The sequence below is a fragment of the Finegoldia sp. P2-F-LR genome, from assembly GCF_052932265.1.
Genome location: NZ_JBRFJF010000002.1, coordinates 120,530 through 141,271 on the forward strand (window position 1 = coordinate 120,530; position 20,742 = coordinate 141,271).

At 44.8% G+C, this 20,742-nt stretch carries 22 protein-coding genes and 1 pseudogene; 1 reads left to right on the forward strand and 22 read right to left on the reverse strand.

All coding sequences use genetic code 11. The features are described 5' to 3' along the window. Positions 1–20 precede the first annotated feature (20 nt). The 13 genes from ACU68W_RS01770 to ACU68W_RS01830 all read right to left on the reverse strand — a co-directional run bounded on the left by ACU68W_RS01770 (position 21) and on the right by ACU68W_RS01830 (position 9,242). Positions 21–224 carry an excisionase gene (locus ACU68W_RS01770; protein ID WP_002347229.1) on the reverse strand — a complete coding sequence of 68 codons (204 nt, stop codon included), beginning with the start codon at positions 222–224 and terminating at the stop codon, positions 21–23. Between the two features lie 375 nt (positions 225–599). Beyond that, positions 600–839 (reverse strand): helix-turn-helix domain-containing protein, encoded by a 240-nt coding sequence (locus ACU68W_RS01775; RefSeq protein WP_009896525.1) that lies wholly within the window; start codon positions 837–839, stop codon positions 600–602. Next, entirely contained in the window at positions 832–1,260 is a 429-nt protein-coding gene (locus ACU68W_RS01780) for an RNA polymerase sigma factor (protein WP_009896527.1), read from the reverse strand. Before ACU68W_RS01780 ends, ACU68W_RS01775 begins: the two co-directional genes overlap by 8 nt. Positions 1,261–1,540: 280 nt before the next feature. Beyond that, positions 1,541–1,765 (reverse strand): hypothetical protein, encoded by a 225-nt coding sequence (locus ACU68W_RS01785; RefSeq protein WP_003417802.1) that lies wholly within the window; start codon positions 1,763–1,765, stop codon positions 1,541–1,543. A gap of 126 nt (positions 1,766–1,891) precedes the next feature. Continuing rightward, complete coding sequence (locus tag ACU68W_RS01790) at positions 1,892–3,625, reverse strand: ABC transporter ATP-binding protein (RefSeq protein ID WP_003417799.1); 1,734 nt, start codon at positions 3,623–3,625, stop codon at positions 1,892–1,894. Between the two features lie 86 nt (positions 3,626–3,711). Then, positions 3,712–4,056 carry a recombinase family protein gene (locus tag ACU68W_RS01795; protein WP_009896530.1) on the reverse strand — a complete coding sequence of 115 codons (345 nt, stop codon included), beginning with the start codon at positions 4,054–4,056 and terminating at the stop codon, positions 3,712–3,714. Between the two features lie 14 nt (positions 4,057–4,070). After that, on the reverse strand, positions 4,071–5,771 hold the full coding sequence (locus ACU68W_RS01800) for a recombinase family protein (protein WP_009896532.1): 1,701 nt from the start codon (positions 5,769–5,771) through the stop codon (positions 4,071–4,073). A gap of 91 nt (positions 5,772–5,862) precedes the next feature. Then, on the reverse strand, positions 5,863–6,009 hold the full coding sequence (locus tag ACU68W_RS01805) for a hypothetical protein (RefSeq protein ID WP_009896533.1): 147 nt from the start codon (positions 6,007–6,009) through the stop codon (positions 5,863–5,865). A gap of 133 nt (positions 6,010–6,142) precedes the next feature. Beyond that, positions 6,143–6,343: a hypothetical protein gene (locus tag ACU68W_RS01810; protein WP_009896535.1), complete on the reverse strand. Its 201-nt coding sequence runs from the start codon at positions 6,341–6,343 to the stop codon at positions 6,143–6,145. A gap of 330 nt (positions 6,344–6,673) precedes the next feature. Further along, a complete protein-coding gene (locus ACU68W_RS01815; protein WP_009896537.1) occupies positions 6,674–7,096 on the reverse strand; it encodes an RNA polymerase sigma factor in 423 nt (140 codons plus the stop codon). Positions 7,097–7,492: 396 nt separating this feature from the next. Next, positions 7,493–8,743 carry a Cfr family 23S rRNA (adenine(2503)-C(8))-methyltransferase gene (locus ACU68W_RS01820; RefSeq protein WP_002578771.1) on the reverse strand — a complete coding sequence of 417 codons (1,251 nt, stop codon included), beginning with the start codon at positions 8,741–8,743 and terminating at the stop codon, positions 7,493–7,495. 22 nt (positions 8,744–8,765) lie between these two features. Beyond that, complete coding sequence (locus ACU68W_RS01825; RefSeq protein ID WP_009896540.1) at positions 8,766–9,014, reverse strand: hypothetical protein; 249 nt, start codon at positions 9,012–9,014, stop codon at positions 8,766–8,768. A gap of 39 nt (positions 9,015–9,053) precedes the next feature. Then, on the reverse strand, positions 9,054–9,242 hold the full coding sequence (locus tag ACU68W_RS01830; protein ID WP_009896541.1) for a MarR family transcriptional regulator: 189 nt from the start codon (positions 9,240–9,242) through the stop codon (positions 9,054–9,056). Between the two features lie 231 nt (positions 9,243–9,473). Between ACU68W_RS01830 and ACU68W_RS01835 the strand changes: the two genes are divergently transcribed. After that, entirely contained in the window at positions 9,474–9,830 is a 357-nt protein-coding gene (locus ACU68W_RS01835; RefSeq protein WP_009896542.1) for a helix-turn-helix transcriptional regulator, read from the forward strand. A 184-nt stretch (positions 9,831–10,014) separates the two neighbouring features. On the opposite strand, the gene ACU68W_RS01840 is transcribed toward ACU68W_RS01835, so the two are convergent. The 9 genes and pseudogenes from ACU68W_RS01840 to ACU68W_RS01880 all read right to left on the reverse strand — a co-directional run bounded on the left by ACU68W_RS01840 (position 10,015) and on the right by ACU68W_RS01880 (position 20,635). Beyond that, positions 10,015–11,493, reverse strand: coding sequence for a relaxase/mobilization nuclease domain-containing protein (locus ACU68W_RS01840; protein WP_330364237.1), 1,479 nt, complete (start codon positions 11,491–11,493; stop codon positions 10,015–10,017). A 27-nt stretch (positions 11,494–11,520) separates the two neighbouring features. Then, entirely contained in the window at positions 11,521–11,808 is a 288-nt protein-coding gene (locus tag ACU68W_RS01845; RefSeq protein WP_074078534.1) for a CD1845 family protein, read from the reverse strand. Between the two features lie 149 nt (positions 11,809–11,957). Continuing rightward, a complete protein-coding gene (locus ACU68W_RS01850) occupies positions 11,958–12,398 on the reverse strand; it encodes a hypothetical protein (protein ID WP_234703166.1) in 441 nt (146 codons plus the stop codon). 196 nt (positions 12,399–12,594) lie between these two features. Next, positions 12,595–13,545 carry a helix-turn-helix domain-containing protein gene (locus ACU68W_RS01855; protein ID WP_000370299.1) on the reverse strand — a complete coding sequence of 317 codons (951 nt, stop codon included), beginning with the start codon at positions 13,543–13,545 and terminating at the stop codon, positions 12,595–12,597. A gap of 121 nt (positions 13,546–13,666) precedes the next feature. Beyond that, positions 13,667–14,578 (reverse strand): conjugal transfer protein, encoded by a 912-nt coding sequence (locus ACU68W_RS01860; RefSeq protein WP_000473997.1) that lies wholly within the window; start codon positions 14,576–14,578, stop codon positions 13,667–13,669. A gap of 16 nt (positions 14,579–14,594) precedes the next feature. Next, positions 14,595–15,602, reverse strand: a complete 1,008-nt coding sequence (locus tag ACU68W_RS01865; protein ID WP_000768246.1) for a C40 family peptidase — start codon at positions 15,600–15,602, stop codon at positions 14,595–14,597. Between the two features lie 119 nt (positions 15,603–15,721). Next, positions 15,722–17,809, reverse strand: a pseudogene (locus ACU68W_RS01870) (CD3337/EF1877 family mobilome membrane protein); the annotation flags it as partial. Next, the gene (gene tcpF, locus ACU68W_RS01875; RefSeq protein ID WP_003417628.1) at positions 17,809–20,259 is read right to left on the reverse strand and encodes a conjugal transfer ATPase TcpF; all 2,451 of its coding nucleotides are present in this window, start codon (positions 20,257–20,259) and stop codon (positions 17,809–17,811) included. The pseudogene ACU68W_RS01870 and the gene tcpF, both read right to left, overlap by 1 nt. Then, complete coding sequence (locus ACU68W_RS01880) at positions 20,237–20,635, reverse strand: conjugal transfer protein (protein ID WP_003061368.1); 399 nt, start codon at positions 20,633–20,635, stop codon at positions 20,237–20,239. The genes tcpF and ACU68W_RS01880 overlap by 23 nt, the downstream gene beginning before the upstream one ends. Between the last annotated feature and the right edge of the window lie 107 nt (positions 20,636–20,742).

The window sequence follows — 20,742 nt, forward strand, 5'->3', positions numbered from 1 at the left end:
ATATCTACGGCTCAATGACATTAGATTTCGTCCAATGTATCTATGATTTTTTCAAATTGTTTTCGCTTAATCTGAATACGATTACCGTTCACGATAACCCAGCCAGCGTCAAGATTTTCTTCGGCTAATTTACGCAATTTCTTTTCGCCAATACGGAAGTATTTAGACGCTTCTTCAATCGTCAGCGTATATTTTTCCCAGATAGGCACATCAGTATTGTTCATAATCTATACACCCCCTTTACTGTGTGTCGTTTTTTACAAGCAGGCAGACGGCTTTGGAAAGCTCCGTTAGTATCTCAACTATTCCCATTCTTGTGGGCAGAACCGCACCATGCGGACGTATCATTATTCTGTGAGGATAGGTCGTGGCAAAACGACTTTTCCAACAGTCGCTCTCGGATCACTGCGTGGGTCGCTCGCTTTCTTTTTGAAAAGGTCGTGGCGTACAGTCCCCGTGGCTCGCTATCTCACAAACGTATCTGTCTGCTTTATTCAGTTGTCAAAGAGCTGTGGCGAAAGCGTGTTGCTTTCATGTAAAAGCAGGAGCAGAGCAGGAAAGAGGGGATTGAACAAATCATGCTCTGCGGTTACTGCTTCTTATTCTTCGGTTTCTAAAGGAATATCAAAGTCCAACATCATTTTGATAAGTGCTTCTCTGATACGTCCCTTTAATTCCATGTCTACGACTATGCAGACATTACCATATCTGTCATAGAATGGACGTAAACAACATTTTGATATGTACGGGTCATAAAATGCCAGTATCTTTTCAATCGAATTTACGTTGCCGTCCACAGCCGACGAGATAAGGTAAAATGACGGGCGTGTGTTATTCATCATTCATGTTCTCCTTTAACTTTTTCTTGATTTCTTCAAGTGAGTTCTTCCTACTGCGGAACGACGTTGAACGGTTAATCTTTAATCTGTCGCCGATTTCTGTATCGCTCATGCCTAAGAAGAAGTACATCAACAAGATTTCTCTGTCCTTTTCAGACAGATACTTAATCGCTTCTGCTAAATCATCATCAAGGACACGAACCTCAATACCGCATACATCAAAGGCGGTATAATCGCTTTCATATTCGTCCCAGACAGCCAGCTTTTCCACGACGATTTCTGGAAGTTCACAATAGGAAATTTCCTTATTTCTTCGTCGCTTTAATTCTTTGCGGTAATTACGGACAATGCCCTTTACTACACGTTTGAGCTTGCAATCGAATTGACATTGTATCGTTCTTTGGAAGTTCGACGGTTTCATATCATCACACCCCCTTTCCGTTATGACGTGAAAAGTGTTTATCCCTCTTTCCGCACCATATCTGTACGGCAAGGTGTGATTTGTTGCAGGAATTTGAAAAAAATTGAAAAAATTTTTTCGGGTACAAAAAAAGCCCGCACAAAACATATAGTTTTATACGAGCTATTAAAGCTGTAAAATATTCAGTTTTTAATAAAATGCTATTAGGTAGTGTATGATTGTATAGAATTTCGCTTAAAATGTTCCATAATACAATCCCCCTTACAGCACTTGTTTTGTATTACACTTTTGTCTTTTGGGTAATCTTGTAAATATATTCTTCTGATGTAGGGCGTTTATTTCCAAAATACTTTTTAAAATTTGCCTGCACCTCTGGGTCGGTGCTGTTCATAGCTTCATCAATCGTTGCTTCAATATCCGCCCGAACATCAGACAATGATACACCGCCAGCTTTTGCCCCAGCTTTCAATGCTTTTTTAATATCTCGTTTTTTCAGACCAATCATATGTGTGTTTCTCCTTTAAGCATAAACATCTTGAAAAGCAAGTTATGATATTGTAAATCATTGAAAATTTAATGTTTCTGCTCTTATAATACTATTTTTCTATTCTATATCAGTTTTTCTATACGATTATACAGACCACCCCAGACTTTCTTGTTGAATAGAATATAATTTGTGATATAGCCCTTTTCTTTCCATAAGCTCATTATGTGTTCCATGTTCAACTATTTTTCCATTTTCCATTACTAATATCTGGTCTGCATCTACCACAGTCCTTAGACGGTGTGCAATCATAATAACTGTTTTACCTTTTATCAGATGTGCAAGTGCTTTTTGTACGAAAACTTCATTTTCTGGGTCAAGAGAGGCGGTTGCCTCGTCTAAAAGAATAATCGGAGAGTCTTTTAATAAAGCTCTTGCAATAGAAATTCTTTGACGTTCTCCACCTGACAATGTACTTCCGTTTTCTCCTAAAATAGTATCATATCCATTTGGCAGATTACGAACAAATTCATCACAGTAAGCTACTTTGGCAGCTTTATATACTTGTTCTTTTGTAGCATTAGGATTTCCCATTTGAATATTATTAAAAACTGTATCATTAAACAATGTAACATCTTGAAAGACAAAGGACATCTTTTCCATTAAATTTTCAGGATTGATTGTTTTAATGTTTTTATTACCAATCGTTATTGAACCGCTTTGTATATCCCAAAATCTGGCAATCAATTTTGCGATTGTACTTTTTCCGCTTCCAGACGGACCAACTAACGCTGTTATGCTTCCCTGTGGTATTGTGCATGAAACATTGTGAATAACATCTTCATTGTTATAAGCAAAAGATACATCATTTAACTTAATATTATAAGTTTGAGGTGTTTCTTCTTTCCCACTCATAGCAGGAGTAGTCAATAATGTTTTCATTCTTTCTGTAACGACATTAAGATTTAATAATGTAGTTAATTGAGATAAAATAGCTAATATCGGTCCATATATCTTTGTTACAATCAAGAAAAACATAAGAAGAGGTAATAGCTCAATTTGTCCATTGACTAATAAGATTGTCCCTACAAATATAGTTATTCCTATTCCTGCTTGTAAAATCATGCTTGCACTGGACATAAAAATACCGACAACCATTTCAACTTTAACAGCAATTTTTTTCATTTCCAATAACGCTCTGTTCAAAGTCCTAAAGTGAACGCCGCTTAAATTACATGATTTAATGATTTTTATTCCCTCTAAATATTCTTGTACTTGACTGGACGCATTTAATTTTGTTTCCACTTGCTTTTCAAATAATTTTATCTGATATTTCCTGCTACACCAAATAACTAAGAAAGCAATCGGTAATGTAATGAAAACGCATAATGCTAAACGCCAATCAAATAGTGCAAGAAGAACACAGGTTAAAGTTACAGAAATTCCATTTGCAATTAGAGGCGGAATAGTACTACTTAACATTGACTCCATACTACTACAATCCGACATCATATTTGTTGTAAGTTCTGATAAATCCTTTGTGTTGAAGAAACTCATAGGAAGTTTACGCAGATGTTCAGCAATACGCAATCTAGTAACATTTGACTCTTTATAAGAAGCAATATAAGTCTTGCGATAATCATTTTTGGAAGCTAAGAAAACAATGATTGCTGAAATAATACCTGCTCCCCAAAGCAACCAGATATTTTGCCAATCTAACTCTTGCCCTAAAAAAGGATTTAATAGCTCACTAAAAACCATAACTGTAATACAAAACGGAAGTAACATTGCTAAATTTGTAATCGTACAAGCAATGATTGCTTTTTTCAAATCAGTATAGCCTTTATCTGATAAAAATAATATTTCTTTTAATTTTTTCATTTTACTGCACCACCTTTGTTTGAACTTTCAAATCAATCGCCTCTGTATAATGTTTCCACATTTCAGCATAACGTCCATTTTTATGCTCAAAAATGGATCACGCCTTTTTCGCTGAACAAGCAGCGTTCTTTGATACAAAGGAGCTTGACCTTGTGCCGGGTGAGCTGGTCGATATAGCTTTGGGTCATCCCCCATTCCCGGCCTATCCGGGTCAGACTATGGACTAACACCACATCCACCTCGCCAGCGAGAACGGCCTGTGTGACCTTTCCCATGCCCGGACGGTCAAGGGTCAACCCGCTGCCGTATTCGTCCGCAGCGCCGATAATGGTATATCCCGCCCGCTTTGCGTAAAGCTGGAGCAAGAACCGCTGGTGTTCCAATGCAAAGGTATCGTCACGGGCCACACGGCAGTAAATGAAAACTCTCATATCCCACACCACCTTTACACCGCCGGGGCGTAGCTTAATGCTACGCCTTTTCTCGTTTCCAGCAGGATGTCCCGCTCGGGGATTTTGCGGCGATCCGGCACCTCAAAGGCCCCGATACAGTTGTAGTGGATCGTCACCCGCTGGTTGGTTACACCGTCCTCCTTGACCGCAGGATAGACCTCGATGTGGTCAATCAGCTCGGCTACCATTCGTTTGGTGATCTTGGCGGCGTTGGTGTAGTGGCGTACCGTTTCCAAGAAGTCATCTACATCCATCCGCTTTTCTTCCAGCTTTTTCACTTCCAGCCGCAGGGCCTTGATGCGTCCGGCGTTCTCGCCCTGCTCCTGCTCATAGCGCTTTGCCATTTTCGCAAACCGGGCATCGTCGATCTTGCCGGAAACATTGTCCTCATACAGCCGCTCAAAGAGTGTGTCCAACTCCCGGTCACGGGCCAGCAGCCCATCCAGCTCCCGCTTTTTGCGTACCCGCTCATTTTCGGCTACCTTTGCCGAGCGGCCCACCATCGCTTTGATAAAGTCGTTTTCGTACTCGTTGGCGAAACAGGCCAGCCGATGCACCTCGTAGAGAACGACCTGCTCCAAGAAGTCCAGCCGAATATAGTGGGTGGACGAGCATTTACGCAGCCCCGAATTATGGTTTTGGCAACTGAAAAACTTGATGTCGTGGTTGTTCTGATTAAAGTGGAAGTTCAGATTGCCGCCGCACTCGGGACACTTCATCACGCCGGAAAAGGCGCTTGGCTCTTGGGTGACGGTGGGGCGCTTGCGCCGGGTTCCGGCCTTCAGCGCCTGTACCTTTTCCCAAGTGGGCCGATCAATAATAGCCTCGTGAACATTGAGGAAGATCGCCCGGTTTTCCTCCGGGTTTTCGATCCGGCGCTTCATCTTGTAGGATTTGGAGTAGCTTTTGAAGTTGATGACATCGCCGCAATACTCCTGCGTGGTAAGGATTTTCTTGATCGTGGTATGGCCCCACTTGGTAGGCTCCAAGGTACTTTTGGAACCGCCCCGGCTTGTACCCTTGCTGCGCCAGTAGTAGGTGGGGTTGACGATACCATCAGCGCCGAGAGCGGCGGCAGTTTCGGCCAGCCCGTACCCCTCCAGCGCCATGCGGTAGATACGGCGCACCACATCGGCGGCCACGGGATCGACCACCCAAAACCGGGGATCGTCCGGGTTTTTGATATAGCCATAGGGCGGTGGGGACAGCGGAATCCCGGCGTTGCCTTTCATCTTATTGACGATCCGGCGCTTCTTGGAGATGTCCTTGGCGTAGTACTCATTCATTATGTTTTTGAACGGGGTGAAGTCATCCTCGCCCTCGTCGCTGTCCACGCCATCGGACACGGCCACCAGCCGCACATCATGAAGCGGGAAAAACTCCTCGGTGAGCTTACCCACCTCAATGTAGTTGCGGCCCAGCCGGGACAGGTCTTTGACGAACACCGCCGAGATATACCCGGCCTCGATTGCGGCGATCATTTTCTGAAAGCCGGGGCGCTTCATGGTGGTGCCGGTGATACCGTCATCCACGAAAAAGATGGTGTCCGTATAGCCCTTGTCCTTGGCGGCTTTTTGCAGTATCTTTTTCTGATTGCTGATGCTGTTGGACTCGTTGTCCATATTATCATCACGGCTCAGTCGGCAGTAAAGGGCGGCTGTGCCGAGGGCGGTTTTCTTGCTTGACTGTTTCAAAATATCCTCCTTCCAGCAGTCAAACAAGAGGTTTTATCCTATTTATATTATACCTCCGTTGACCGCCCGTGTTAAGGATGTGGATGAAAAGTTAAGCTGGCTCCAAATCAGCCAACATCAGTTTCAAGAGAATGTCACGCATAGACTCGCCTTTGTCCTTGTAGACGGGCGTGACAATAAATTGGATTTTTCCGACTTGATAAGTGTATTCCTCCTTGGTTGGTACGGGAACTTCCATGTGGGCCTCCTTTCGGCGCAGCGAGAAACAATGACCGACAGTTCCCCTTGTCCCGTGGGGAAACGCAGAAAGGCGGCACCTCGGCGGTGCCGCCCTCTTGCCTTGCTCCACCTTGGGACAGGTTGTCCCAAGGTCAATAGGGGCCGTTCTCAAAGTGCTGCTGGGCCTCCTCCAGCCCGCAGAAGTCAAAAACCTCGTGGAGTTCTGCCACCACACGCCGGATGTCCGTGGGAGAAAAGCCACAGTTTTCCATAGCGTAGATGACATAGCCCCGGCAGGCATTGTTGTTCCACGGCCGGGCCAGCATAGCCGCCAATACAGGATCGCAACTCATAATAGGTTTTCCTCCTTGATAAAGATTTTGGGAGCGCCACGCTCATTTCCTTGGCCCGTCATAAGACAGCGATACTCGACATGACGCTCCCGCTGGGGTGCGGCGGCCGGTCGGGACAGGCGGCCAGCCTGTCCACGCCGGATCGTGGCCGTGGGGTGGCGATGCCCCACTTGCGGTGTTGGTATGGATCGCTCGTCCTCCCGTGGGAGAAGTCACAGCGTACCCACCGCTCGGCTCCCCGGCAAAGCCGGGAGCCGCCGCTATTCAGTTGTCGAGAGGATCAATCCTCTCTATATACCAAGGACAGCAAACACATCAATTCGGACTGGCTTACAGAGTGTCTTTAAGATGTTTTTTCATCTGCTTCAAACCACGCTCTACGGAACGCCGCACAGCACTTTCATTTACGCCCTCGGCCTTGGCAACCTCGCAATAGCTCTTGCCGAGGATAACACAGGCATCCACTCGGCGGCCTTGGATCTCCGGCAGGGTGTTGAGAGCGTTCCAGAGAGTGCAGAACTGATCCATGCGTTCCAACAGCTCCTGCGGGGTCGGCTCGTGCAGACAGGCAGAGTATTCGATCCCATCATTGCAATCGAGGGAATACTGCGCTTTGTTGCGGACGATCCGCCGCTGGTGGGCAGCCTCGTACAGCTTGTCCGCCCGCAGTTCGGCGGCCACTTCATCGGAAACTTCGATATATTCATCGTGGGTGTACCACGGGTAAAACTCTTTCAAATTGATGATAGCCATTATATTTTCCTCCGTTCAGATAGCTGGGTGGATGGCGTTCTGAACGGAGAGGGGGCGGGGATCGACAGCCGGGGCTGCCAGCTTTGGGACAACTTGTCCCAAGGTAAGAATATATAAAAACGCCCGCACAGCATGACGCTATGCGGACGCACGAGTTTTTATTTACATATATGTACTGGAATATTTCATGTTCATGATCGGACGATCCCGGAGGGAGAACTACGCTTTTTTTAGCAGGTGAAAATCACGGGTAGTGTGAAAAAGCAAAATGAACACGACGATCCCTCCATGGAAACCGCCGTGTTCCTCCTAAAGTCATCGTATAAGGCGGTAACTTTGATTGATACCCGCCCCAAAAAACAAAAGAGCCGATAACTCGCACCCAAGGGCTACGGATTATCGGCTCTGCGTCTGTGCGTCTGGCTCTTTGATAATAGATATATGAAATTGTTTGACACAGATAAGCATTTCACTTTTGCATTTGGGACAAAAGAGTGGGAAATTGTCAAGTATCGTGTCCTTTCGGATTTTAAGTCGTGTTTTGCTCTTGCACACAGGACACAAGAGCCATTCAAAAGACTGTTCTTGTATAGCGGACATTGTTCTCTCTCCTTGTTTTTGATCGTCACGGTAGGCCCCCGCCAACTGGCCACAAGCAGCGTTAATATCGGAGCCAAATTGCGTTCGGATATTGACGCTAATTCCTGCATTATGAATGATACGGCAAAAGGCCTTTATTCGTGTGTGGCTTGAGGGCACCATAGTTTCCGTAACTGTCGTTTGATTGTATGGGATTAAATCTAAATGGTATAGTGGCAAATACTTTTTGTGTTTGAATAACAACTTGGTAAGTTGCTCTGCGTGTCTGTCGCTGTCATTGACATCCTTTAGCATGATGTATGCCAAAAACACCTTGCGATTTGTTTGCCGAATGTGCTGATCTAATGTATCCAGTACCTGACCAAGGGGGTATGTTTTAGTTATTGGCATGAGCGTTTCCCTCAGACGGTCAGTAGGTGCGTGGAGGGAATAGGCCAGATTGACTTGCGGATATTCTCTTGTCAATTTTTGAATACCCGGCACGATACCGATAGTCGAAATGGTGATGCGTCGCTGGGACAGCCCGAACAGTTCCGGGGCGGTCAGATCATGCAGGGCTTCAAAAACTTGTGGATTAGCGAACGGCTCTCCCATTCCCATAAAAGAGATACTGTTGATACTGCATCCTTGTTGCATAAAATATAGGATTTGGTCGGTAATTTCATCCACAGTCAAGTTTCTGCGTAATCCCAAAGTCCCTGTTGCGCAAAACTTACAACCGAAGCCGCAACCGCTTTGAGATGAAATGCAAAAGGAGTTCCAGCCCTCTTTATAAAACAGACCCACCGTTTCCACACGGTTTCCGTCCGACAGTTCAAACAGCACCTTGTCAGTTTGCATTGATTTCTCATGATGGATCGCCTTGATCTCCACAACAGTTTCACCAAACTGCTCCACCAACTTTTCGCGCAGCGTTTTTGGAAGCAACTTCATATCTTCAAAACGCATAATTCCTTGTAGGAACACAGCATCAAGCAGTTGCTTATAACGATACTCAGGTAAGCGCATATCCGCTATGAGCTGTTTCATTTTTTTATACTTGGACATAATTATATTTTCTCCTTCTTATTTAATCGCAATCTTTCCTGTCTTGGTTCACCTCGTCCATAATGCGATAAAGTTTCTCGATCAAGCGACAATTATATTTTTCATTCAAACGAATATAAAGCTCTCTTTCTTCCGGTGATAATTCCGCAAGAGCGTCAAGCTCTGCCATGCGCAATATGCCAACCGTCTTTTCGGCAAAATCTCTACCAAACTCTGTGAACGCTATATTTTTCTTATTCCTTGTTCCGGGGATGGGCGAAAGAAACACCATCCCTTTCTTTTGCAGGGCAGCTACGGCGGTGTTGATAGTTTACTTGGGAATAGACCACTCGCTGCACAGGTCATACTGAGAGCACGGCGCCTCTGCGTCCAGCAGCGTATACAGTACCCCAAGTGAGCTATCAGAGATACCAATAGAAAAAGCAACTTTGTGATAAAGAGCTTCACTTTTATTGGACATTTTATTGAGTTGAGATAGCTGTTCTTTTATCTCTGTCATCTTAATCCCTCCAAACATCCGTACTCGGACAATTATATTGTAGTCCGAATACGGATGTTTGTCAAGAGGAACGACTTAGTATAGTCTTTCAATATTTGTTCGTAGCTGTCTTTCAAAATACATAATTTTATCATTTTGATATGGCGAAACAAAATACTACATAAACATAAAATTACACTTCGTTCAAATAATATCACCCGAAATGTAAAATAATATAGGGGTGAGATGAAAATGTACCAAGATGAACGAAAACTTGATTTTCACGCGCTGGGCCGGGAAATCAAGCGCAAAAGAGAAGCCAAAGGCTGGACACAGGAATACCTCGCACAGCTTGTAGACCGCACCCCGCGCTCTATCATGTATTTTGAAAACAGAGGACAACACCCCAGCCTCAATACTTTTTATCAGCTCGTCACCCTGTTGGATATTTCCGTAGATGATTTTTTCTATCCAGACAAGCAGAACGGCCAAAGTGATTGCCGAAAGCATATAGATCACTTGCTTAACGAAATGGACGAAAAAGAGCTAACCATTATTGAAGCCACAGCGGAGGGACTGAAAAGGGCCCGGAGAACGGAGGAAGCGTAAAAAACGCAGACTCCGTTTTTTTGCGCCATTTTCGGGGTTGCACGGAACGGCAAGCAGGGCAAGTGTAGCCACACTTGCTATTTTTGCGCCCCGAGGGAGCCGCAAAAACGCTTGTTGGGGAGCCTCCCCAAACCCGGCACCTTGGGACAAAATGTCCCAAGGTTGATCGTCTGCGTCACCGTAGCTATCGCTCCTGTTCCTTATTTTTGCGCTGGTCAGTCAGCCCCAGCAGATGGTCGATATTGGCCTTGACCGCCACGGCCTCCCGCATACGCTGCTGCGCCGCCCGGTAGTCCGCATATAGTGTCTTTTTCTGCGCCGCCAGAGTGCGGCGCTTTTCCTTTAGCTCGGGCATCCTGGGCAGCCTTGCCCCATCCAGCAGATCATTCAAAATGGCCTTGGCCGCCCGGTAGTCGGCCAGCTCCGCCTCGTGTGCGGCCAGATATTTTTTACTGTACTTGGTTGCCTTGTAGCCATCGAACACGGGCCGGGTCTTGGCATACTGCACCACGGCCCCCATCACCTCGGAGGTATGGGCGAGGTTGGCCTCGGTCTGCCGGAGCTGCCCGGTCAGCACATGGAAACGCTGAACGGCCTCCTCCGTTTGGGCGGCAAGTTGATTGTACTCGGTCAGCCCATGCTCCTGCATGAATTGGAGAGCGGCGGCCATCTGTTTGAGATTATAAATCTTGGCCCAGCGCTCATAGGCGGGGCCTTTGCGGTCACGCAGCCGCTCCTGTATATCCACAATGAGATTGACACGGGCGGGAGCCGCCGGAGCCGGAACACCCACCTCGGGTAAGGGCCGCTTTCCGGCGATCACGGCCCGGATGTCCTCGGGATCGTAGCCTTCCCCGAGGGTGGACGAACGGAGCCGGGTGGCCCGCTGTTGACCCGGAACGAGGAATGAGATCGCACCGCCACGCCCCTGCTTGACCGTGAAGCCCGCCTCCTCCATGAGCCGCAAAAAGGCGTTGAAGTCTGCGGGGCCTTTGGCGAGGGCATCCCGGATAGCATGGCGCAGCCGCTCCTTGTAGGAGGGCTGGCGATCCGCACCTGCCCATGCCCCATAGTGGAGGAATCGGCCCTTGCTGTGCAGCTTGGGATTGGCGATCACAGACAGGTCATTTTCCAGACATACCCGGTCAGAGAGCCGCCGCACCGCCCGGGCCGATCCGATGAAGTCCCGGAACTTATGAGCGCAATCCAGCGAAGTGGAGTTGTAGTAGATGTGATTATGAATGTGCTGGCGGTCTGTATGGGTGGCAACGAAAAAGGCATACTTGCCCTTCGTCCAGCGCATGGCCGTTTCATAGCCCACCCGATTTGCATCCTCCGGGGTGATCTCTCCGGGCTTGAACGACTGCCGGATCTGATAGCACAGCACATCGGCATCCCGCCGCTGCTCCCGGCCCGTGGTGGCCTTGTACTTGGCCTTGGAGAGCAGGAACTCCGCATCGGCGGTCATGTGGTCGCAGGCATAGGAGGAAATCAATTCGCCGCCCTCGGTCTTGTCCGGGTTTTTGCCGTAGTCAAAACGGCCTTTCAGAGATTGGGAGATGGTTTCCCCCTTGCTGATCTTGTGCTTCTTGAAATAGGTCGTTGCCGTAGGCAGCCCTCCTTTCCATACGAAAAAGGGCGGCTGTTGCCAGCCGCCGCAGATAACTTTGGGACAAGTTGTCCCAAGGTATCAGCCGGTGATGAAGTCCCGCAGGGTGTAGTTGAGGGCGTGGAGCCTCGCCACCAGCCAGTCAGCGATTGCCGGGATGCCATAGGGGGAAACAAGGAACGCCAGCACAAGGAACACCACGCCACCCAGCGTCTGGCCGCTGATGAACAGAACAAGGGCCAGCAGGGTCAGCACCACGCAGCCTACCACACATACCGCTCCCGCCACGCAGAGTAGGAACGACACCACAGCGGCCAAGAGAGTGAGGGCCACCACCACAGGGGCGGCAAGGATTTTGAGAACGATCATAGCGGCTACCTCCTATAAAAATTGATGGGTTGTCCTCCTACCTATATTGTAACTCCGCTGGGGTAGGCGTACAAGGATGTCGATGGACGGGGCCACTTTGGGACATTTTGTCCCAAAAAGCAAGGGCGGGCAAATTGCCCGCCCTCCAATCAAGAGTAGTCCCTCTGCTGAATTTGTTTCAGTTTTTTTATAAGGTCATAATACTTGAAAAAGAAGTTTCCATCCGGAGATGAAGCGGCTTCACTAAAGTTTACATCACTTGGGGATGTCAAAAGTGTGCGCATGGCAGCATGGTAGGTTGAACGAGGAATTGCCTCCAACACTTCCATCAAATCGACCGAAATATTAGCAGCATAATATTTAAATAGACAGTCAATATCTTGTTCCGTTTCTAAAATACATTTAGTAAGCCACTCACGAACTGTAAAATATACATAGTTATTCGTAGTTGTTCTACTTGCATCCAGAACTTTTACTTTATCCGAAAACTTTAATTTAAGCATTAGCTGTGTCAACACTTCTTCTGTATATGTTTCTCCTTTGTGATCAACAGCATAGATGGCTACAAGATGTGAGAAAGAATCGTTCATGTGACTAATAAGCATGGAAATGCGTTTAGAAATGCTTGCTTGAATGGTGGCACTCCGCTTGTTGTTAGGAATATACACCTGTGTTATATAAAAAAATGATGTAGTTAGCTCTTGCTAACATACATCATTTTACTTTTTATATTTATTTGCTTCTACTCCATAGCTATATATCTATCCAAAAAATAGCCCAAAAGTGTTAATTTTCTGCCTTTCGATAATCTTTAGGTAAAATACCATATACCGATTGAAATGCAATAGAAAATTTACTTGCATTACTATATCCAAGACTTAACGCAATATCATTTATTTTACGCTTTGAATTTCTTAATTCATTAGACGCTATATTCATCTTGTATTTTTTTATGTAAGAATAAGGAGTATCTCCATATACTTGTGCAAAGACTTTATACAGTAACGACAAGTTAATTCCTTTTTCATAAGCTAATTGTTCCAGAGATACTTTTTCTTCTAAATGTTCTGTCATATATTTGCAAACATCTTTTGTTATTTGTATATATTTTTTGTTGAAATATCGAAATTCAGTTTCTTCATTGCCCGACAGTTTGTTGATGAAATATAAAAATTCGATTGCTTTAACACGAAAATAGGTAATACTTTCCTTATCTTTAGCATTATAAAATTCTTCAAAAAGATGTCCTAACTCAAAGTCTGCATGACTTAAATATCCATTTTTATTTAACTTTAATCTTTCACTTATTTTGTCCATATCTAAGCAAAAATCATTTAGAATTTTTTGTGTATCTGCACTAAGGGCGTGTTTATCTATGACTAAGCTAAATGCGTAACATTTTTTTAGGGGAAAGGAAAAAGATATAGGCAAATGTTTAGTCCCCATAATACTGAAATATCCTTCTGACAAATAAAACATCTGATGATTAGAAAATTCACATTCATAACGCCCCGCTTGACAATGGACAATAGAAATTATATCAGGATTAAATTTTTGTGAGGGCATAATTTCATCTGTATAAAAATCAAGAAAACAAAGTGTGATACCGTCATAAAGATTATAACTTGTAATAATACCTTTTCCTTTACAGCCATAATCTATAATAACACAATCATTATCACTATCGACTAATTGTGCTTTATCTCCATACCAAGATTTATTAAATCTATTATCCATACCAATCATCTCTTTTTGTTAATCTATTCTAATTTTAATATTAACATATATCTGAAACGTGAGCAACGTTTTCTGCTTTTAGGGTAAAGGGGGCTATCTTTTTTTGATAACCCCTTAATACTTATCCTATAATCTTCCAGTTGCTATCCTTATGTAGCACAAGCTCATATTGCGATACCTGCGTTGCCTTTGTCTGATTATCAAGGAATTTCACAGCAACCTTGACTTTCACATTCTCCCCGTCCTTTGTAAAGATAGGGTTTATCAGTTCAGAATAAAGGTAATCTCTGCCGATAGGTTCAAGTACATTACCAGATACATAATAGGCAAGTTCTTTTTCTGTGGCTGTTGGGTACAGCTTAAAGAATGTTTCCAGAAATGCGGTAGCGTCGTTTACAGTATCAGCGTCTACACTTGCGTCTGCTTCTGGTGTCTTAGGCTCATAGTCTGATTTTTCGATTGCTGGTGCAAGGGTAGGGTTCTGAACGATTACCATATCCCCGTCAGCGTCTATATGGACTTTTACGGTATAGGTTGCTTTCACATTGCTTGTCTTTTCTCCCTCTTTTATCTGCTGATCTACTTCGTAGGTAGCAGAAAAAGTGTTCGTTCCCGATTGTTCGATACTCCATACAATCACATTTGTAGCTGTGGAGCTGGTCGGTATATCCGTTCTGATTGTATCAACATTCAAGTCCTGCAATTCCTTTGTCAGATAACCGCTGATTGCCTGCGTCCTTGCTTCGATAGCTTCTTTGCTGTTATTCCATGTGTAGTAGGACTTCGCAAAATTCTTCACGAAATTTTCTATCCCGTTGGTGTCCTGCAAGCAAAGTTCAATGATTTCTTTTTCATGGGTCGTGTGCTGGTCGATAGCAGTAAAATTCTTATACACTCCAAAGCTCACGCTTGCGATAAGCACCACCCACAACGCAATCACGGTTTTCTTATGTGTGCCTACCTTAACAGTACGCACCTTTTTTTCTTTTGGTTCTTTGATAGTTTCTGTCTGTTTCTTATTCTTCTTAAACATATTTTTCAAGTCCTTTCTATTGTTTTACTCGTCCTGCACCGATTAAGTGCTGTTGCCAGTAACTATTACTTAGGTCTGCATATCCTATCGGGTCGCCCGCATGGTACATCTGGTTATTTCCTACATAAATGCCGACGTGGGTTACATACGAACCAGCGTTATAGGTGGAATGGAAAAATACCAAGTCCCCAGCCTTTGCCTGCGAAAGCGGAAGATGTTGGGTAGCGTCATATTGTGCTTGTGCTGTTCTCGGTAAGGAGATACCAGCTTTTCCATAACACCATTGCATCAGTCCCGAGCAGTCAAAGGAAGTGTTGGGATTGCTACCGCCATACACATACTTCCAGCCTTGATATTTCAACGCTTCATTCATTACCTTTTGTGCCAGCTCTCCCGATACCTGCGGAACAGTTAAATACTGATTGACTAATTCCACATAGAACATATTTCCATAGCCATACCGCCAGCCCCCGTTCTTTGCAACGGCTATCGGGTTGGTGTAGGTTACTTTCTTTCCACCCGATTTCTCACGGGCGAAGCTCTCTGCAAGATTAAAGGTATATTTCTTTCCTTTTCCTGCCACATATCCCACATAACCACCGCCATAATTATAGGACTGTATCGCTACATTCAAGTCGTCGATACCTTGATTTTGGCAGGAAGAAAGCAGGGACGCAAAATATTTACACCCCTGCTTGATTGAACTTTCGGTATCTAAAGAGTTGGGTGGTAGTCCCAAACTTTCCGAACTCTGCATAACATCTTCTGCCGTACCGCCACTTTCTACTTGAATAATAGCAAGTAGCACATTGACATACTCGGAGATACCGTTTTCTCTGGCGTATTTTTCCACCATAGGCTGATGTTTCAAAACTTCTGCGGATAAATTCATAACCGTAATGCCAGAAGAAAAGTTGCTGTTCTCATCGTCGCTGTCCGCACTAATGAGGACACCAAAGAACAGCACCAGAGAAAAGAGGATAGGAAACAGACTGCCAATAAGAGCGATATGTTTCAGTTTCATTTTTTCTTCTGTCCTTTCTTCATTACAAGGTTACGGTTCTTTTCGGTATGTTCCGTTGTACGCTTTGATTGTTCAAAGGTCTGTGCCTTTGTGGTACGCTCTGCTTTGTAATTCTGGTGTGTTTCCTGCGATACCACTTTTTCTACATTCTGCCTATGTGCTGGCTGTATAGGCTGGGACGCTTTTCTATCAGAAGCACCAGAAGATAACGGACGCTCTTTGATAACACTTGTCTTGACTGGCTCACTTATCTTTGAAGTGGTCGCTGTGGCAGGGCGTTTGACTTCCTGCATTTTTTCCACACTCGGCTTTGGAATGGTCGAAGCTGTGGCTGGTCGCTCATGGGGACGGGTAGCTCCCGTTGTCGCTGATCCGTCAGCCTTTCGCTGTGCCTGCCTTGCTTCTTGTGCTTTTTGAAGCTCCATACGCTTGTCAGCGATATTCTGCCTGCGTTGCTCCTGCTTTTCCAATCGTCCCGTCTGTCTGGACTGCTGTTCCTGCACCATGCCACGCTTGAAATCTGATACGCTGGACTTTGCCTTTTCCTTTGCGGAATATACCGCATAAGCGGTCTGTGTCGGCATATCCTTGATGTTTTCTTTGACAGCGTTTGCCTTGTCTTTCACTTTATTTTTCGTATCTAAGACAGCACCCACCTTTGAGCCTGCTCGCTGTCCCATGCTGGAAGTGGTATTGCCCCGATTTTCTTTAGAAGCTGTATTTTTTCTTTCCGCTCGTTTGCCAGCAACGGCACTTCCAGCCACCGCACCAGCCACACCACCCGAAATACCGCCAGCACTTACTGCCCTTGCAATACGGTGTTCCATACGCCTAGCTCTATGTCGCATAAACAGATACGGTCTGCGGAATATCCTGCGTCCCATATTTTGACTGTCGCCAGCGTTCAAAGAGAACATATTCATTAAGTCGCCTAACTTGATAAAGATACCTGCGAAACACACTATCTGTAAGAACGCCACCATAAAAAACGGGTAATCTTTGGAGATGTTATAAAACATACTGGAAATACTGAACGCCACCGTTACAATGAGCGTTATTCCTGCCCGTGTCATTATGGTATTAAACACCCTCACGATTGCCTGCTTTGCCAGATTTTCTTGACTAGGTATCATGGAAAGAAGAAAACTGATAGGCAAAAACATTGCAAAGATAATAAAAAGTATCTGGCTTAACATCATTATCCCCATCAGTAAGAATACAAAGATTGTGATACCTATATTAAAAATGAATAGGAAGAACACCATACCCAAGCGGTTTACCACCTGCGGTATCGTCAGATTGTTGTTGTCGTTATCCTCGATTTCTGTTTTCACGACTTCCTCTCTGGTCTTTCCGTCCTCGTCCTCTGGGCTTGCCGATACAAGAGCTTCTACACGGTCTGCCCCGATTTCTTCTGCGTTGCTGTTCCCGAATTGTAAGAGTAACCACGGCTGTTCCACTTGAATAGAAAATAGACTGTCCCGTATCAAGTCTACGCTGTCCTTGCCCTCGCTGTCAGAGTTTGGGAGCATGATTTTTGTTCCCAAGTCAAGTGAAGCGGTACTGATGTCTGATGAAAACTCATTTATCTTCTTGATGTAGTCGGGAGCATAGGCAATAAACGAAGCGGACAGCACGAACACCACCACAAAGTTGATAACGGCATGAAGTGCTTTACTGGTTTCCCGTTTGATAAGTCCCGTATATGCAACATAAAGTCCCACCACTAAGATAATGAGAAGCAGGAAACCAACATAGAAGCCAGAGCTGGAAAAACCGTTTGCCGTAACACCTGCAAGGGTCTGTATGCTTTTTCCGATACTGTCTGCCATATCGTTAATAAAATCAAGTTTGTAGGCTTCCTGCACCACATAGCCCGTAGCATTGCTTAAATATAGGCTTATCGTCCAGACAAAGTTGGTAATGCAGTAAAGCCCGTACTGCACCGATTTTCCGATACCGTCCAGCCAGTTCCACGGAAGCCACGACCAGCTATTATCCACATAAAAATCAAGCTGGTAGTTGGAAAGGGGATATTTTGAGTAAAGATTTTCTGCGTTTATGGTATCGTCCACAAGCCCCGTCGCATGAGCCACCGTCCCCAAAAGTGAAAGCAGGATAAGGGAGAGTGCCACCACGAACAGAGCCATTTTAAGAAAGTGGAAAATCTTCTTTTTTGTGAACGCACCTTTTATCCTTTCTTTCATCACTCCACCTCATTTCTCTGTACGGGCGGTCTTGTATCAAAGGCGTGTAGCAGTTCTTCAAAAACGGGGTGTATCTGCACCACACCGACACGCCCGTATAAATCCTGTAATAAACATTGTCCGTTCTCCAAATCACGCAAGCGTTTCTGGTTATTTTCGTCGTCCTTGTCAATGCCGAAAAATTCTAAGGTCTGCTTTATCTCGTTGATGTCAGTAGAACGAAAGGCAAACTTCAAGCCGATATTGTTTTTCAGACTTTCCTTTGCCACGTCCCCAGAAGATTGTGTAACGAAATAAACGCCTGCCTGCATAGCTCGTCCAGCACGAACCAGCTTGTTTGATAAGGTTTCGCCTTGTGCCACATTTAAGAACGCCCACGCTTCGTCAAGGTCTACAATCTTAAAAATACTTCTGTCAGAATGGATAAAATCAAGGGCAAAGGTACTAATCACAATCAGCATAGACACCGACAATAATTCAATGGTCGTGTATTCCTCAAAAGTTGTGTCCTTATCTGGCAACACAAGGTCAGCTACTTGAATGATATTGAGCTGATTATCCAGACTGATAGCATTTTCCACCGTACCGTCTGAAAACAGCAGGTGTGCAAAGTCGTAGTCCGTGAAGCTGTCGATATGGTCTGCGATATTTCTTGATACTGGCGTATCTTCACGGCGTAACTCGTCTATCACATGGAGCAAGCCCCGACTGTCGCTCTGGGTAACAGAACGTACCGCTTTTCGTAACACGGGAAATTTTTCGCCGTCCCTAGAGGAAATACCCGTAAGGAATGTTAAGATGTCGATTGCCAGACTTTCAGCGTCCTTAACATTCTTCATAATCACGAATGGGTCAAGAAGTCCTGCATTGTCCTTGTCGCTTGTTAGGTTTACGATATTGATTTCATGGGCGATTTCTGGGAGCGTTTCTTTCCAGTTGCCACGCTCACTTTTAGGGTCTAACAGAAGTGCTTGACCGCCAAACAGCACCGAATAATACACCAGAAGATTGTTACAGAACGATTTCCCACCGCCAAGCGAACCGACAAAAGCAGACGCTAAAGCGTTGGTAACTGTACCTTTTACACCTTGACTGGCAAGGGACGGTTGCAGGTACACATTTCTTCCCGTATCAACAGAATAGCCCATATAGATACCCGTAGTTTCTCCTAACTGCTGGGTAGCACCAAAACCAAGCCCTGCTAGAAAATCTGATTTTACATACTGCACATAATCATTGATATATCGCTTGCTGGCAGGAAGAAATTCTGAATGAAGCCCCAGCATATCCCCAGCAGGACGCACCAGTTTTACATTGAGGTCGTCGTAAAAGTCCTTGACTTCATCACAACGGCGTTTCAGCTCGTCAAGATCGGGTGCAGACACCCGTATGACGTAGCTTAACTTATACATACTTTCTTTGCTCTGGTCTAAGTCCGTTTCCAGCTCGTCCACGCTATCTAATGCGTCCACCACATTTGAGCTGGTTTCACTTCCTGCTTGATAAGCGTGATTGTCAAGGTCTTTCAATTCCTTTTTCTTGTTGCGGACTGTCGTTAATGCTTTCCGATTTTCCACGATTTCTACATTCATAGAAGTATCAACGGGGAATGTGAATTGCTGTTGCTGGAAATAGAAGATTTCACTGGACGGAAAATCCAGCTCGCCCACAATCGCATTGACGGTAAAGTAGGACACATAGCTTTCCTTGTCCTCATGTTCCAATCGTAAATACCTTTGGCTTTCCTCAATCACACATCTTGTCGGACGAATAAGGTCGTAGTATTTTATCTGCGTTTCTCTCCTCAATTTCTTCTTTGGTAACTGATACTCATAATCTTCATAAGCGACACCGTCCCTACCGTAAAGATGTTCTATGAGATACCCGAAGTCGTTTGTTTCCAAGCGTCGCACCTTGAAACGACGGGATATTTTGTTTTCCAGTAACTTTTCCATTTTCATGTAGCGGTTGATTTCATCATTTGGCATGGAAACAAAGTCATTCATCAGCGTGTGGTTCACTTCATGGAGAAATTCCGTGAACGTCAGCCACGCCGATTTTTTGATGTTCTTCAGATTGAGCTGTTCTTCCGTAACCATGAGCTTAAAGCCAAGAAAAAAGCGGTAGTCCACTTGATTATCCCCAATCATAGATACTAACGCTTCGGTCTGTTCGTCTATCTTCTGATAGGCAACTTCCTTTAATTTTCCAGTTACCAGCTTTTTTGACTGCTCCTGCATACTTCGGATTGAGCTTTCTGTGGCAATCTGCAACGCATGAATTTTACCCTCACGGGACTGTGCAATGAGCTGTCGAAAGCTGTCATGCACGATAAATTTCTGCTCTGCGGATAAGAAAGAATAGTTGTACGGTATCAGCTCATAATAGGCAAACACCTCATTGTCCTTGTTCCAGACAAGGTTATTGTCAATATATTTTATCGGGAACATAGTTCACACTCCTTACTGCCGTGATTGTTTCATTGAGTATCTGCTTATGCAGTTTTACGGCTTTTCCTGCATAAGTGATTTTTGGTCGCAGGGCATAGGTTATCTGTGATTTCAAAAAGCTGTACGGCTTCTTTCCGTCAAAAGTTTTCTGCGACATAAACCAAGTGAGAGCAACGGGAATACCGAAGTATTTGAGAAATGCTCCCTCAATCATGGAAAGTGGGGGAATATCCCCAAACAGAATGATGATAAATTCTGTAATCACAAACCATGTAATCTGCGTAAAGGTAACGGGAAAGGGCAAGTTAAAGTCATTAATTGCATACAAGACTTTTTCCACGTTCCAGATACCCGTATAAGATTTAATCTTTTTCAAGTTCTTTCAGCTCCTTTCAAAATAGAAAAGGACAGCCATGTTTCAGACTGTCCCTTAAAAGAGAAATACGCTGTCAGTAGCAACAATGCTTGTCGCTGATCTTCCAG